The sequence below is a fragment of the Crossiella sp. CA-258035 genome (assembly GCF_030064675.1).
GTDB lineage: Bacteria > Actinomycetota > Actinomycetes > Mycobacteriales > Pseudonocardiaceae > Crossiella.
The window spans coordinates 769,379-784,592 of record NZ_CP116413.1; the positions used below are offsets into that span (position 1 = coordinate 769,379).

Annotated in this window: 15 protein-coding genes; 5 read left to right on the forward strand and 10 right to left on the reverse strand. The window is 67.1% G+C overall.

Annotated elements, in window-relative coordinates; genetic code table 11:
- The first annotated feature begins 9 nt into the window (after nucleotides 1-9).
- Genes N8J89_RS03730 through N8J89_RS03745 form a run of 4 tightly spaced genes read left to right on the forward strand, consistent with a single transcriptional unit; the run spans nucleotide 10 to nucleotide 5,419 of the window.
- Nucleotides 10-852: a GP88 family protein gene (locus tag N8J89_RS03730; RefSeq protein WP_283662953.1), complete on the forward strand. Its 843-nt coding sequence runs from the start codon at nucleotides 10-12 to the stop codon at nucleotides 850-852.
- Nucleotides 853-909: 57 nt separating this feature from the next.
- Nucleotides 910-3,399 carry a type IV secretory system conjugative DNA transfer family protein gene (locus N8J89_RS03735; protein WP_283662954.1) on the forward strand — a complete coding sequence of 830 codons (2,490 nt, stop codon included), beginning with the start codon at nucleotides 910-912 and terminating at the stop codon, nucleotides 3,397-3,399.
- A 32-nt stretch (nucleotides 3,400-3,431) separates the two neighbouring features.
- Complete coding sequence (locus N8J89_RS03740; protein WP_283662955.1) at nucleotides 3,432-4,460, forward strand: replication-relaxation family protein; 1,029 nt, start codon at nucleotides 3,432-3,434, stop codon at nucleotides 4,458-4,460.
- A 26-nt stretch (nucleotides 4,461-4,486) separates the two neighbouring features.
- The gene (locus N8J89_RS03745; protein WP_283662956.1) at nucleotides 4,487-5,419 is read left to right on the forward strand and encodes a C40 family peptidase; all 933 of its coding nucleotides are present in this window, start codon (nucleotides 4,487-4,489) and stop codon (nucleotides 5,417-5,419) included.
- A gap of 167 nt (nucleotides 5,420-5,586) precedes the next feature.
- Here N8J89_RS03745 and N8J89_RS03750 read toward each other — a convergent pair whose 3' ends face one another.
- Complete coding sequence (locus N8J89_RS03750) at nucleotides 5,587-6,120, reverse strand: hypothetical protein (RefSeq protein ID WP_283662957.1); 534 nt, start codon at nucleotides 6,118-6,120, stop codon at nucleotides 5,587-5,589.
- Nucleotides 6,121-6,541: 421 nt separating this feature from the next.
- Between N8J89_RS03750 and N8J89_RS03755 the strand changes: the two genes are divergently transcribed.
- A complete protein-coding gene (locus N8J89_RS03755) occupies nucleotides 6,542-7,114 on the forward strand; it encodes an HNH endonuclease (protein ID WP_283662958.1) in 573 nt (190 codons plus the stop codon).
- Between the two features lie 70 nt (nucleotides 7,115-7,184).
- On the opposite strand, the gene N8J89_RS03760 is transcribed toward N8J89_RS03755, so the two are convergent.
- The 9 genes from N8J89_RS03760 to N8J89_RS03800 all read right to left on the reverse strand — a co-directional run bounded on the left by N8J89_RS03760 (nucleotide 7,185) and on the right by N8J89_RS03800 (nucleotide 14,517).
- Entirely contained in the window at nucleotides 7,185-7,457 is a 273-nt protein-coding gene (locus N8J89_RS03760; protein WP_283662959.1) for a hypothetical protein, read from the reverse strand.
- A gap of 184 nt (nucleotides 7,458-7,641) precedes the next feature.
- Nucleotides 7,642-8,424, reverse strand: coding sequence for a M48 family metallopeptidase (locus tag N8J89_RS03765; protein ID WP_283662960.1), 783 nt, complete (start codon nucleotides 8,422-8,424; stop codon nucleotides 7,642-7,644).
- The gene (locus N8J89_RS03770; protein WP_283662961.1) at nucleotides 8,421-9,305 is read right to left on the reverse strand and encodes a DNA-processing protein DprA; all 885 of its coding nucleotides are present in this window, start codon (nucleotides 9,303-9,305) and stop codon (nucleotides 8,421-8,423) included. The genes N8J89_RS03765 and N8J89_RS03770 overlap by 4 nt, the downstream gene beginning before the upstream one ends.
- Before the next feature lie 385 nt (nucleotides 9,306-9,690).
- A complete protein-coding gene (locus tag N8J89_RS03775; RefSeq protein WP_283662962.1) occupies nucleotides 9,691-10,134 on the reverse strand; it encodes a hypothetical protein in 444 nt (147 codons plus the stop codon).
- A 407-nt stretch (nucleotides 10,135-10,541) separates the two neighbouring features.
- On the reverse strand, nucleotides 10,542-10,943 hold the full coding sequence (locus N8J89_RS03780) for a hypothetical protein (protein WP_283662963.1): 402 nt from the start codon (nucleotides 10,941-10,943) through the stop codon (nucleotides 10,542-10,544).
- 212 nt (nucleotides 10,944-11,155) lie between these two features.
- Nucleotides 11,156-11,926 carry a hypothetical protein gene (locus N8J89_RS03785; RefSeq protein ID WP_283662964.1) on the reverse strand — a complete coding sequence of 257 codons (771 nt, stop codon included), beginning with the start codon at nucleotides 11,924-11,926 and terminating at the stop codon, nucleotides 11,156-11,158.
- 68 nt (nucleotides 11,927-11,994) lie between these two features.
- Nucleotides 11,995-12,336, reverse strand: a complete 342-nt coding sequence (locus N8J89_RS03790; protein WP_283662965.1) for a hypothetical protein — start codon at nucleotides 12,334-12,336, stop codon at nucleotides 11,995-11,997.
- A gap of 196 nt (nucleotides 12,337-12,532) precedes the next feature.
- On the reverse strand, nucleotides 12,533-13,282 hold the full coding sequence (locus tag N8J89_RS03795) for a class II glutamine amidotransferase (RefSeq protein WP_283662966.1): 750 nt from the start codon (nucleotides 13,280-13,282) through the stop codon (nucleotides 12,533-12,535).
- A gap of 44 nt (nucleotides 13,283-13,326) precedes the next feature.
- Entirely contained in the window at nucleotides 13,327-14,517 is a 1,191-nt protein-coding gene (locus N8J89_RS03800) for a hypothetical protein (protein ID WP_283662967.1), read from the reverse strand.
- Nucleotides 14,518-15,214: the final 697 nt, after the last annotated feature.

Consider the following 15,214-nt stretch of genomic DNA (forward strand, 5'->3'; position numbering starts at 1 on the left):
AGGACACCTATGTCTGCACCATCGCCCACACCGCGCCCGGCGTCTCGCCCTGCCCGGCTGCTGACCCAGAACCGGGAACTGCGCCGCATCGGCGTCTGGAACTGGTCGCTGCCGGCCTGGGCCGGGCGCCTGCCGGATGGCCGCACCTACAACACTTGCCCCAGCGCCGGTGTCTGCGCACAGGTCTGCTACGCCCGCAAAGGCAGCTACACCTGGCCGGTCGTGCGCGCCAAACACCAGGCGAACCTGCAGTTCGTTCTTGACGATCTGCCCGGCTGGCAAACGGCCATGATCGCCGAACTGCGTGCCGCTCGATTCCGGGACACCTGGATCAGAATCCACGACAGCGGCGACTTCTTCTCTGACGACTACCTCCAGGCATGGCTGGAAATCTGCCGCGCGCACCCCGGTGTGCGGTTCTACGCCTACACCAAAGAGATCGCCCGATTCCGGCGGCTCGTCCAACCCCACCCACCCCCCAACTTCCGGTGGGTCTACTCCTACGGCGGCACCCAGGATGCCGCGATCGATCCTGGCACCGACCGGGTCGCCGACGTCTTCCCCGACAAGGCCGCCCTGGCCGAGGCGGGATGGTCCTCCCAAAACACCAGCGACCTAATCGCGGTCCTGGGCCCGCGACTGGTCGGCATCCCCGCCAACCAGTTCCCGCCCTTCCTTACACGGCTGGCCGGTCGGCGCTTCTCCCAGTGGCAGGCCGCAACCGACGCCGACCGCGCACAGCGCCGCTGCCTGCGGCCCCTCCGGCTCGCCGGCACCAGCTCCGTCCACCAGGACCCGCATCCCGCGGCCGTGCCAAACCCGGGCGAGGCGGGACAGCCCGATGCGGCCTGAACACCACGCCCATCCCGCAGCCCGCCGCAGTGCCGGCCGCCGACGTCGGGAGGTTCCATGTCCTGGCCCACCACCACATTCCGCACCGCACTCGACTCCGAGGCCGTGGCCTCCCCGATCGCGGACTACCTGCGTGACCCGCTCGGCGTGATCCAGAAAGTGCTGGCCCACCTCGGCGACCTCGCCCTCACCTGGGGCCCGGCCACCGGAGCGTTCCTCATCGTCACCGCTGCGACCGCGGTTCTTGCCAGGCGCCAGTGGCGCCACCGCACCCATGCCCGCCAGGCCGCACAGGCGCGGCTGATCACCGTGCTGGCCCCGCCCGAGGTTGAGCCCACCGGCGCGATCACCTTGTGGGCCAACCTCATCGGCCTGCTCCGCCCCGCCTGGAAACGACTCCTGCACGGCCAACCGCACCTGTGCTTCGAGTACGAGTTCACCGTCCACGGCCTGCAGATCAGGCTGTGGGTCCCCGGCCCCGTGCCACCCGGGCTCATCGAGCGCGCGATCGAAGCCGCCTGGCCCGGCGCGCGCACCCACACCACACCAGCAGCACCGCCGCACCACCTCAGCCACGTCGAGGCCCTGGGTGGCGAACTACGCCTGGCCCGCCCCGAGGCCCTGCCCATCCGCACCGACTTCACCACCGACCCACTCCGCGCCCTGCTCAACGCACCGACCAGCCTCGGCCCGCACGAACACATCCGCGTGCAGATCCTGGCCCGCCCCGTCACCGGGCGCCGCCTCGCACAGGCCCGCCGCGCCGCCCGCGCCCTCCACGCCCCCCACCGGGTCCGCCTGATCAGCAGCCTGCTCGACCTGTTCACCCCCCACATCCACACCCGCACCGCACGCACCAGCCCAGCGACGCCGCGCCGGGACCGGCAAACCAACCTGGACCACACCGCCCAGGACCGGGCGATCGTGGCCAAAGCCCAGCAGCCGCAATACGAAACCCGCATCCGCTACCTCGCGGCCACCACCCTGACCGCCGAACCCACCCGGCAAGAACGGCCGGAGGTCCAGGCCGTGCTCCGTGGGCGCTGCCACGCCCTCGCCGCCGCCTTCGCCGCCTTCACCGAACACAACCACTACCGCCGCACCCGGCTCCGCCAGCCGCTGGCCGCGATGGCCGCGCGGCGGCTGGGCCGCGGGGACCTGCTCTCGGTGCCCGAACTCGCCGCCCTGGCCCACCTGCCCCTGGACGAGGCCGCCCCCGGACTGCACCGCGCCGGTGCCCGCGCCGTCCCACCGCCGCCAGGGATCGCCACCATCGGGCCGCAGGTCAAACCGATCGGAGCCAGCGACGCCGGTCACGCCCGCCCGGTCGGCCTGCACGTCGCCGACGCCCGCCACCACCTGCACATCCTCGGCAAGACCGGCTCCGGCAAATCAGAGCTGATCGCCAACCTCGTGCTCGATGACGCCGCAGCCGGGCGCGGCGCGGTAGTCATCGACCCCAAAGGCGACCTGGTCAACGACCTGCTCGCCCGGCTACCGGAGCAGGTGGGGGAGAAGGTGGTGCTCTTCGACGCCGACAGCCCCACCCGCCCGCCAGTGCTCAACCCGTTGCAGGGCAACGACCCCGCCCGCACCGTGGACAACCTGGTGTCGATCTTCGCCCGGATCTACGCCTCCTCCTGGGGACCCCGCACCGAGGACATCCTCCGCGCGAGCCTGCTCACCCTCACCGCCCAACCCGGCACCCCGACCCTGCTGGAGGTGCCGAAACTGCTGACCGAGCCCGCCTTCCGCGCCCGCGCCACCGAACACCTCCGCGACGAAGTCCTGCGCGGCTTCTGGGCCGGGTTCAACACCCTGTCCGATCCCGCCCGCGCCCACGTCATCGCCCCGCTGATGAACAAACTCCGCGGCCTGCTGCTGCGCCCGTTCGTCCGCAACGCCCTCGCCGGAGGACCATCCACAGTGGACATGAACACAGTCCTCGACGGCGGGATCTGCCTGGTACGCATAGCAAAAGACGCACTCGGGGCCGACACCACCAGCATGGTCGGCTCCCTCATCCTCGCCGCCACCTGGCAGGCGGCCACCCGCCGCGCGCGCATCCCGCAGCACCGGCGCCGCGACTGCGCCCTCTACGTCGATGAGTGCCACAACTTCCTCAACCTGCCCTACGAACTGGAAGACCTGCTTGCTGAAGCCCGCGGCTACCGCATGGGGATGGTCCTGGCCCACCAACACCTCGACCAGCTCACCAAGAACCTGCACGCCGGGATCTCGGCCAACGCCCGCTCCAAGATCTTCTTCACCGCCAGCCCCGAAGACGCCTGCCACCTCGCCCGCCACACCCACCCGCGCCTGACCGAACACGACCTGGCCCACCTCGGTGCCTTCCACATCGCCGCCCGCCTGGTCCTCGACGGCGAGGACACCCACCCCTTCACCGCCCGCACCCGCAAGCTGCCCCCCGCCATCCCCGGCCGCGCCCGCACCATCCGCACCGCCGCCCAGGTCAACAACCGCCGACCACCGCAGGCACCCGCATCCCTTCTCCGCCCAGGCCCGGACCCGCGGCGGGCCGCGTGAGCACCGAACACCGAACACCGAAAGGACCATTGATGATCACCAACCCGACACCCCAGCGGAAACTCCGCGGGCACCTGCCACAGCGCCTCACCCAGCGCGCCGCGGCCACTGGCGAGCACTACGCGCGGCTGGCCGCACGGCTCACCCCCCGAGACCGGTGGCTGGCCCGCATCCTGCACGAGCACCGCGTGCTCACCACCCACCAGATCCAGCAGTTGGCCTTCCCGTCCCCGCGCGCGGCCAACCACCGCCTCCGCCAGCTCTACCTCTGGCGCATCCTGGACCGCTTCCAGCCCTACATCACCAGCGGCACCCTCCCGATGCACTACATCCTCGACACCGCCGGCGCGACCACCCTGGCCCACGAGGACGGCCTGAAACCGGAGACCATCGGCTACCGCCACGCCACCGCCATCGGCATCGCAAGCTCCCTGCGCCTGGCACACACCGTCGGCGTCAACGGCTTCTTCACCGCCCTCACCGCCCACGCTCGCCGCCCCGGTCCCGGCGAACTGACCGCCTGGTGGTCAGAGGCCCGCTGCGCGCAGCACTTCGGCGACATCGTGCGCCCCGACGCCTACGGCCGCTGGCGGGAGAACGAACGCGAGATCGAGTTCTTCCTGGAGTACGACTTCGGCACCGAAACCCTCACCCGCCTGGCCAACAAGCTCACCGGCTACGCCCGCCTGGCCGCCACCACCGCCATCTGCACCCCGGTGCTGTTCCACTTCCCCACTCCCCGGCGGGAAGCCGCTGCCCGTCGAACACTGGCCGAGGCCGCCGCCCAGCTCGTCCATCCGCCGCTGGTGCCGATCGCCACGACCGCGGTGCCGCAGCCCGGCACCGCGGAGACGAGCCCGGCCGCTGCTCGGTGGCTGCTCGTTCCCGAGACCGCGCACCCGCGGCGCCAGCGGCTGATCGACCTGGCCGACTTCTGGCCCACGACCATGCTCGCACCACAACCCGCCGCACCGACCACTCCGAGCCCGGCCCCGCCAGCGACCGGGCTGGCACCGCCACGACCGATGCCCCCGCCAGACGTCCCCGGAGGCGGGCCGTGAAGCTCGTCCTTATCGCCCTGGCCGCGGTGGTCTCGGTTCCGCTCGCCCTCGCCGCCTTCCTCACCCACCTCGCCACCGCGGTCACCGGCACCACCACCGGCCACCCCAGCGCCGCCGCGCTTGGCGACATCCCCGGCCACTACCTCACCCTCTACCGGAGCGCGTCCAACCTGTGCCCGGGACTGAACTGGAGCATCCTGGCCGCCATCGGCAAGATCGAAACCGACCACGGCCGCTCCACCCTCCCAGGGGTCCACAGCGGACAGAACCACGCCGGTGCCGGCGGGCCGATGCAGTTCCTGGCCTCCACCTTCACCTCTGTCACTGCCCGCCACCGCTTGCCCCCGGGCGGGGAAACCCCGCCGTCGCGGTACAACCCGCACGATGCCATCCACGCCGCCGCCCACTACCTCTGCGACTCCGGCGCCCGCGACGGACGAGACCTCTACCGGGCGATCTTCACCTACAACCGAGCCGACTGGTACGTCCGCAATGTCCTCGACCAAGCCGCCCGGTACGCCGAAGCCGCCACGACCGGAACCGGAACCTGCGCCGAGATCCAGGCGCCGAACCCCGCGGCGCAGGCGGCGATTCGGTTCGCCTGCCAACAGCTCGGCCAGCCCTACGTCTGGGGCGGGGACGGCGGTGCCGAAGGCGGGTACGACTGCTCCGGCCTGACCAAGGCCGCCTACGCCAGCGCTGGAATGCACCTGCCCCGCACTGCCCACACCCAGTTCCACGCCGGGCCGCGAGTCCCCGCCGGACAGCCTCTACAACCGGGCGACCTCGTATTCTACGGCAATCCCAGCACCAAGATCCGCCACGTGGCGCTGTACCTGGGCAACGACAAGATGATCAACGCCCCGACCTTCGGCCAACCGGTCCAGATCGACAACTACCGCTACAAGGGTGATGACTACGCGGGGGCCACACGCCCAGCGGGCCGCAATTTGCTGTAGTTTCCGCCAACACCCCGCGGCCAAGCACTACTCCGCGCCCTGAACAACCCCAAGGCCCGGCCCCACCTCCAGGTCGCCGCCACCCGAGGCAACAAAGCCAGCGATCAACAAAGACGGAAGAACAAGGGGCCAACGTGATCAGCGGTGACGGTGTGATCGGCTGGTGGCTACAGCCGTGCAGCGTGAGTCTCATGCGCCGCAGCGCGCAAAGACACCAGGTGGTCCCGAAACGGAATCCACCGGTCTTCCGAGTCGCTGCGCCTGGCGGTCAGCTGGCCATCGGGCTCGACGTCCAGGCTCAGGCCGAATACAAAGCCAGAGGACAAGACCTCTCCCTGGCTAAGGAACTGCCCTGGCCGATAAGAGGTGTGACTCCACACCCGTCCGTCGGTGGTGAGCATGTCGACCAACGTGTTCGGGGTCGCGCTGGGCGGCGACTTGATCCCAGGAAAGCCACCGGAGCCGCGGTGTCGGTAAAGGACGTACCCATTGGGCGTGTATACGTCCGCCCTGATCATCCGTTTCTCGAGCAGCAGCTTTGTCGGATGCAGATGACGGCTGAGGTAGTCAAGTGCTGCCTGAAGTGCGATCTCGTACTCCTCGGCGGACCGCCTGCCGCTCGCAGCGCGCTGTTCGGCCTGCGCCCTCTCCTCCGAAGCTTTGCTGCTCCGGTTGTGGCTGACCTCATCGTCGAACCCCATCGAGCCTCCATTGCCTGGGACCGAGATCAGAGTGCACGTGAACACTACCTGCTCATGCCTGCCGCCGCGATGGCCGAAGGCCCGCGTTGTCGTGCTCGCCAAAATATCGCCGCAGCATGACCACTACTTGCAGACTGATGGTCAAGTACGGCGGAAGGAAACGACACCAGAGGCGATCAGTCACCAGGGAAGTCGCAGGAAGAACAGGTCCAAATGATCATCTCGATGCGGAAGAGGCAGTGGCGGATCTATTGATCATGCACTGCGGAAAGACGCTCAGGTCATGCGCTGTACGTAACCAGGTAGGTTGGGATATTCCCGAGTAGCCCGAGGAAGTCAACGAGCCCGGGTTCCAATCGGCGGTTGATCCTCGGCGAGCTGCGCTGTTCGGGCTAGAGCGGGGTCGCCCTATCATCACGGTATGCCGCAGGACCGACCGCCGATTCCCGCCGAGCTGCGCCGAGCTGTGCTGATCGAGGCTGGGCACCGATGCGCGATCCCAACCTGCCGACAGTACCCGGTTGAGGTGGATCACATCGTAGATTGGGCAAAGGTGCGGTGTCACGAGTTCGACAACCTGATCGCCTTGTGTCCCACTTGTCACGCCCGCAAGACCGGCGGCGACATCGATGCCAAGTCGATGAAGCAGTACAAGATCAACCTCGGTGTACTGACCGGTCGCTACAGCGACCTCGAACTACGGTTGTTGCGTTGGCTAGTGGACTATGTACCGGGCCGCAATCGTCCGATGCTGCCGGATGGCATGATCTGGACGGTCGGCGATCTGCTACTCGACGGCATGATCCAACTCGGCGACGATGGTCGGTTACTTCCGTCCGGCTATCCAGACGGAACCCAGCAGAAAGGCATTCGCACCTTTAACGCTGAGCGCGCCGCAGAGCGGAACGCCAAATTTGTGTCGCTGACAGAGAAGGGTCGAGAACTGGTTGACCGTTGGTTCGGCGCCAAGCCTATCGACATGATTCCGAAGTGATTCGCGCGTGACACTATCGGAATGACATCCGTTGCGATTAGTCAAGCGGCGCGGACACCATCCGCTTGTTCTATTCGCTGCTCCCGGCGTCGAGAAGCTTGTACAGGTTAGTGCGATCCATGCCGATCGCGCGCGCGATATGCACTTTGGGGATGCTGGCAGCGATCGCAGATTCGATCTCGGCGCGCCTGTCCTGTCGGGCCGTGTCCAGCTCCGTTCGCACCTGGGTTCTCCGGGCCTGGAGTGCTGCCTCTTGCTCGCGGATGTCCTGCAGCTCCTGCTGGAGTTCGACGACCTTGGCGTTGCTGGCCACGACGCGTTGGAGGTGCTGGTCGTTGTCCATCGGCGTGGTCCTCCCGGATGGTTGCTGGCGCGCACTGCGCGTCGGTGCCGGCCACCGACCGGCACAATGTGTTGTACCAGACTGTGGAGGACCACACCGTTGGTCGACACACGCGGGAGGGGTGCCGAGGCCGGAGGCCGCGGTGAACCCGAACAGCAGTTCGCGCGGGATCGGCCCGCGGCAGCTAGGCGGGGTCTGTCCAGTCACCAATCCAGACCTGGCGGCCCGCGTCGGCGAGTTCGCTCTGGAGCTGCCGCCAGCCCGGCATCCACTGGTGCATTCGCCGCTGCCATGAGGGTCCGTGCGCGCGGCCGCCGGGCCGGGCGGCGTGGCTTAGCTCGTGCACTAACACGTAGTCGATCAGGTGCATGGGCAGGCCGAAGACCGTCCAGTGCAAGGTGACAACGTGCGTGCGCGGATCGTAGATTCCCCAGCGACGGCGGCCGAGGTCGCGCACGCCGTAGCGCAGGCCCTGGATGCGGGCGTCGAGCTCGTAGCGGCGGCCCTGCCGCAGGATCCAGGCCAGGCCGGTCTGCTGGTACAGGCCGATGATCGCCTGCTGGATGCGTTCCGGTGCCTCTCGTCGGGCGTAGAGCACGCCGTTGGTCAGCACCGTCGGCAGTGGCTGCCCGTTAGGCGGCGGCACCCCGGGGCCGAGGAGTTCGAGCCGGTAGCGCTGGCCGAGTAGCTCGAACTCGGTGCCGTCGATGAACGTCTTGACCGGATGGGCTGGTGCCCGTCGCACGGCGGTGCTGGCCTTGTCGGTGATCCACTTCCGGTGGTCGGAGACGAACTGGGCGAGCCGTTGGGGTGTCGCGGAGGGCGGGACCAGGATGGCCACCGTGCCTCCGGGCTTGACCTGGACGCACAGGGTGCGGCGTCGGGGACGAAGCACGATCGTGGTCTGCCACTCAGCGGGCAGACCGAGTTCAGCGACCGCGACCGCGTAGTCGTGGTGGCTGGTCATCGCCTCTCCTGAAGGTGGGTGATGTCCTCGGCGGTGGTGATCGGTAGGGCGTATCCGGCGCGCAGCAACGCGTTGGCTGCGGCCGCGGAGCCAGGGCCGGAGGGCCCCGGTACGGCATAGAGCGGCCGTTTCAGGAGGTAGGCGGCGGCCGCGGTGGCCAGTGCGCCGCCACGCCGCCGGGCTTCGGTGATCACCGTGGCGGCGGAGAGGGCGGCCAGCAGGCGGCACCGGGCATGTGCGCGCAACCGGGTCGGCCTCGCCCCAACCGGGTACTCGCTGACCAGCAAGCCACCGGCTTCGACGATGTCGGCGAACAGCGCGGCGTGCTGGTGCGGGTGGACTTGGTCGATGCCGCAGGCGAGCACCGCCACCACCGCGCCGTGCGCGGCCAGGCCGCTGCGGTGGGCGAGTTCGTCGATCCCGAGTGCGGCGCCGCTGACGATGGTCACACCGGTGCGAGCGAGGTCGTGGGCGAGGTCGGCGGTGACGTAGGTGCCGCGTGGTGTTGGTGCCCGTGATCCGGTGATCGTGACGGCGCGGGCGGTGAGCTCAGCCAGGCTCGCCGGACCGCGGACCCAGAGGCCGAGGGGTTCGCCGAGGCCGTGGCGGGACAGTGCGGCCAGGCGCGCGGTGGGCCACTGCGCGTCGCCGGGGGCGAGAAGCCGGGCGGTGCCGGTGTCCAGGGCGCGGAGGTCGTGCCCGATCTGGGCGTCGGGCTGGGCGATCTCGGTGAGCACCGCGCGCGGGGCGCTGCCCTCGCGGATGTGCTCGACCGCCGTGGCGGGCCCATGGGCGGCAACGTAGGTGCGCACGGCGCAGGCCGGCGGATCGGTGGCGCGCAGCAGGAACAAGCGGGCACGCACATCCTCGGTGGTGGTCATGGACAACTCCTTGGTGCAGAAGGCGATCAGGTCGATTGCCTGCAAGTGCTCAGAGCGCTGCCTGTGTGGCGATCGGCATGGCGCGACCGGATTCGGGGCCAACTCGGTGTGGTGGGCTCAGCGCAGCTCGACGGCCGCGTCGAAGCTCGGCGCGACGGCTTGGCGCGCCGGTGCGCGCCAGACCCGCGCGAACTCGCCGCAAGCTGTGCCGGGTGCTACCCGGCGACCCCGCCACCTGGCGGTGGCTGCCAGAGGCCGGAGAGGTCGGCCACGACGCCGGTGTCGGCCGTTCTGGCTACTTGGCAACGTCTTCGACCGGGTGGCAGGTCGGGAAAGGTGTCCGAAGCGGCCCGCGCTGGCGGGAGCACCGTGGCTGGTGCTGGTGTCACCAGAGCGCGGGCAGGTTCCAGGTGACCGGGCGGATGCGAAGTGGCTTGGTGTGTGCGTAGGAGGCGACGTGGTTTCCGTGGTCGATGCCAACCTGGTAACCGGCGAGCCAGACCGAGAACCACGGCTCGGCTGGCTTGCCCAGTCGAGCGCAGGTGTCCGGAGCCGATGTCGTGCCGGGTCCCGGTCGCACCGGGGTGGAGCGGTAGTGGGTGAGGTGGCCGTTGACCATGGGACAGGCGCTGACGGTGTAGGCGTGGCATTCCGGGTGCAACGCTGGTTCGCTGGTGCAGCGCCGGGGTAGGTCGGATAGGCGCATCAGCAGCACTAGCCGCTCGTGCAACGGCCGTCCGCACACCTGGCACAACCGGTGCAGCAGCGCCTGACGGGTCCGTTCGTAGTCGACCGCGCCGAGAAGGTGTCGGCCGTCGGCTGTTCTCATCGCGATCCACGGAACGGCCAGGCCGCCAAGGGTAGGGAGGTGGGCAAGGCACATCGGGATCGCTGGGGTGGTTGGGTTGTTCATCGTGGGCATCTCCGTTGGTGATCTCCGTTGCTGGGCATGGGATCTGCGCGCTCGGCGTGTGGACGCTGAACGGTGACCGAGTGCGTGAGGAGCCGGAGCCGCGGCGGGATCGGTGCGCCGGTCTCAGGGGTTCGTGCCGAACTCGGCGCGGGTCACCGCGCCGAGTTCGGACTCCGGTGCTTCTGTCGAAGGGGAGGCGGTCAACTAGGAAGGCGGTCGGCGCGGTCAGTCGCAGACCGGTGACCGGCTCGACAAATGGACACAGTCCCCTGTGGACTGTCACTGGCTGTCTGTCGCGGTCCGCGCTTGCTGATCGGGACGTTCTATCGGCGTGGTTTGGTTCCTGCGCCTTGGATGTGGCGTTGGCGGACGTGGTCGATCGCGCTGGTGATTGCCTGTCCGGTGTCCTGTTCGGTGGCGTTGTTGTACAGGTGCCAGGTCCAGACGCAGTCCCGTCCATCGCAGTAGACGCGCACGTGATCTCCTCGGTCGAGAAGTACGAGCGGGAGCCGGTGACGGTCAATGTCCGGGAAGACGGGCGGGCGGCCGGGTAGGGCGAGCCTTTCACCGTCGGCATAGCCGATGTCCACGCCCCGGTCAGCCAGGTATTCGGCGATGAACCGGGCCAGGGTGAGCGGGTCGGCGTCGCAGGTTACCGCTCCGGCGTGTTCTGGGGTGGTGACGTAGCGGTGAACAGCTTCTTCGAGTGTTTCGATCAAGATCATGACATGCTCGATTCGTCAAGTGCGCCAAGGCAAGCGCAGGCTGAGGACCTGCTGGTGCTCGCCGAGGTGCGCCCCGCTCGACCACAGGGCCGAAAGGCGCGGGGCGCTCCGAGGTCAGGCACGAGGCGCTTGACAGCGCGGTGGGCGCACGGTGATGGAGTCCGTGTCCCGCACTGCGGACCGCAGCGCGTGCGGCTACGGCAGAACTGGCGCTACCTCGCTGAGGGGGCTGAGACCAGTTCCCAGGCCCATTCCCAGGCTCCGAGGACGTAATAGCCCTCGGGGTCGGGTTCGATGCGTTCGGGCACGTAGCCGTCTACGTCAACGGCTTGCGGGTCAACGAGAACGATCACGTCTTCGTCCCAGTAGCCGCAGTAGGAACCGTCCGGTGAGGCCCGGTAGGTGGTGTTGAGCCACGCGACCACGACTTCGGCCACGGGGCGACGGAATCGCGGGCTGGCAAACCCGTTCCAGCGCTCGGAGTCGATGAGCGCGGGAAACAGCGGATCGTTGCCCCGTGCGGAGATCGTGACAATGCCTTCCCCGGCCAGCGGGGTGAGCCGGTCAGTCTCGGCACGAAGTGCCTCTAGGGGATCGGGTTCGTCCATGGGCGCGGTGATGGTCCACTCGACGGTGCCCGCTCCGAGGGGATACCGGCCATGGGTGTCCGGGGCCACCACGTCCAGTGCTTCGACTAGTGCCGCCATGTCGTCGGGGACGGAGACGGTGGGGGTGGTGTTGTAGCCGAGGTCCAGCAGACCGGCAAGGATCTGCATGCCGCTCGCTGGGCTGGGGTCGCCTGCGGTGTTGGTGCTGTTGACCCAGGCGGTGATGGCCTCCAGCACAGCAGGCCGGAACCGGGGCTGGGCAAAGCCGTTGGCGCGGTGGTGGTCCACCAGTGCGGGGAACACGTGGCTGGTAGGCGGGTTGACTGCGACGTAAACCTCACCGGGTTCGATTGCCGGGACGGGATGGGCGTTCATGTCGTTGTCTCCATTCGGTTCTGCTCCGATCCACGGTGCCTAAAGTCCACTGTGGACGGATGGTGGGTTCAGTTCGCGCCGATGATTTCGGCGGTGTAGTGCTCGCGCGCGGTCCCCATGGCGGCGCGCAGGTCGACGCCGAAGCCGTCGGCGAGGTGGTACAGGTCGGCCAGGAACCCGACGAACACCCAGAAGGGGTCGGTTCCAAGGACGCCGGTGGAGTGGCAATAGCCAACGAGCGCGGTCGCGGCGCGTGACGCCCGGTAGGTGTTGTCGTGCACGATGTCTTGCGGGGCAGGGGAGTAGCGGAACCGCCCGTCCCCTGTCAGCTGCGCGAGGTCGATCTCAGCGACCGAGGTCGCGGTGATGGGGGCGACGGTGAAGCCGTCCCGGGGCTCGGTGTTGTTCATTGGAAGGTTCCTTCCTGAGCGGAGAACGAGGGCCAGGCCCTCGGCGCGGACCGCACGAACCGCAGGGCTGGCCAAGGATTCGGCTGAGTTCGGCCACGGTGGGTAGCCCGGGGGCGGAAAGCCCGGTGCCGTGCGGACGGGCGTCCGGGCACGGCACCGGGCTCAGGGGTGGTGGGGCGCGTTGCGTCGCCGAAGGTCAAGCCCCGGTGACCAGATCCAGATCCAGGGTCATGGGCGGCTCAACGGGGGAGGCGTCCCACTGTTCAGGCCAGGGGCATCCGCAGAAGCGGTAGTACTCGCCGCACTCACAGCAGCACTCGCACACCAGGCAAACCCCCGTGCGGACGTCGATCGAGCCCACCTCGAAACAGCATTCGCATTCGTAGTCATCGAAACCGGGGACATCGGGTGAGTGCGCCATTTGTGCCGACCACTGCGGCCTGAGGTACCCGTCATTCGAGTACCAGCTACCGCCATCCCAGATGCCCGACTTTTCGTTGATGATGTAGTACTGCCGTCGGTAGCGCGCATCCACGGTCAAGATGACAAACTTGTTGAGTGCGGTCATCCAATCAGCCAAGCGACGCCGTGAACGCCGGAGAGTGAGTGATCCGAACGGGTTGCGCGGCAAGAATTCGGTAGCGGCAATCCGGGTATCAGATCGCCTATCGCCGAACTTGGGCTGAACGTTGGCAGGAAGAATGCCGTTGTGGGCTAGTACGGTACGAGGATCCCCGCCCACTTCAAACGGATGACAGTTCGCTTCGCCGATATCGCCATGAGTGGCAAACCGGCTGTGAAACAGTGCCGGGCCGTCGGGATGCTCCGCTCGAATTTTGGTGAAGTCTTCAATTAGCTCGTCGGGGTCCATCCCGCGCCGGACTACAATCTGACCGTCCTGGACGATGGCGAAGCCGTGGCCGTCCGGATTGTTGAACGCGCCCATGCGCAAAGCGTCGGAGTCCGGCAAGGTGCCTGGGGGCACAAAAGTCAGGATGCACATTGCTGGATCTCCATTTCTTCCTTCAAGGCGGCGTATTCCGGGTGCTGGTCGAGCCAGGACGCGAACGCTGACCAATCCCAGCCGCCCTTTTGTGCGATATCTGCGATAGTCAGTTCGCTTGCGTACTGGACCGAAGCGTCTGCCAGGCCCAGCGCGGCTTGAACCTCGCGCGGGCGAAGTGAGCTGGCGAAAATGCGCAGCTCGAACGTCTCCCTTGGATTGGCATTGATCGCCTGGTAGCGATCTCCGCACCCGCCCTTGGCGTAGTCCTTGACGTGGGAACGGCCGTCAGCGTCGAACGATGCCCACTGATTTGATACGCGTCGCGCCAACGAGGTGACCTGCTCAGCGTTTCGATGAAGAAACTTCATCCATCGATAGATGTGACCAGGCGAGCGGAATGCTTTCCGGCTGATGTGCACGTGAATTCCGGTGTCGTAGGTTGCTTTGCAACCATGCGCGCTCAGTCTTGCCAGCAGATGCCACGGAAAGTGGTCCAGCGCCCATGCGTACGACATCGGGTGGGTCACGATCTCGAAACCGCTATCAATCGAGCTGTCTTCCTTCAAGTATCCGAGATCGCCCAGGCTGGTTGCGGCCACTTCGGCGCATTCTTCAAAATCCGCGAACTTGGTGCTGGTTTCCAGTTCGAGTCCGAGGAACCGGGGGCCGTCGCCGTGGAATACGGGACGCGGTTTGTATGAGTAGTCGTATACGAAATCGCTACTGTTTGCACCCTCGCAGTCGCATGACTCGCCGTACGGGTTCAGGTTGAGGCAGTACGAACACCGCCGGTATTCTTGATCTGCGCACACCTGGCAGACGAAGTTGCCATCGTTAGCTTCCTCTGAATCCCGGGTGAATCGCTCGCACAGGTCGCACTCGTGAAGATACTTGTTGACGCATTCAATGCAGTACGCCTCGCCGAAATCCGTGTCGTGAGAGGATTTCGCGTAAAGTCCGCAGTGGTCACAGAGGTAATATTCATATTCGGCGCAGTCCAGACACACCGTCTTGTGATCGTCTGTCTCTGCCGTGTCATCGGTAAGCGTGTGGCAGTCCTCGCACTCGGTGTCGAGCGGGGTCAGGCACGGCGCGCAGCTCTCAGGCTGCTGAGTGGCCTCCAGGGGTGTCGATTGGGTACAGGTTACGCATTGGTCTACACTTGTTGCGGGCATAGCGGAGTCACCATCCGATATGTCAAGAGACCTCGGAGGGACGGCCATCCCGCCGAGGTCTCGCCTATTTCACGCCATTAGGTGCGTGAGGTACTGAACTGGTGTCAAGCTGGGTCGCCCGGTCAGCGAAAGACTGTCCGGGTGCCCACGTTGGTCGAAATCGATGTGCGTTCCATGGGGAACTAATGCGCCGTTATGTCTAGCGCGCGATACAGGGAACCATGCTCGTGAAGGCGTGACGTGCTATGGGCCGGAGAGGTCACTACCTCAATCCCGAGATGCCCAATGGCGGCAACCGTCTGAAACAACCACGAACGCCCTTGTGACGCGACGTATGTCGGTGCTAGACCACCATGGAATTATCTTGGGGACACGCCGAAGCTGGCATGCCGTTTATGCGCGCTACTCCGCTCTATAGCAGAGCTTTACGCGGTGAAGCTGCAAGCACAGTTACTACGCATTCCCACATGGGTTGTGCGCGTGTGGCTGCACGTCGTTCTTCCCGCTGCTCTGCACGGTGTCGCTGCTGTCCGCGCGGCCCAAGCCGCTGCCCGCGCTATGCGGGGCTTCTGCCGACCGTCGAACCAGGCGGTCAACTTCCCTGGGTGGGTGGCTCGCAGGACGCCGTGTCCCGGTCCTCACCGCCGCTCCGAGGTGTTGACTAACTGATGTGGAGTCGACATGTAGAAGTACACAT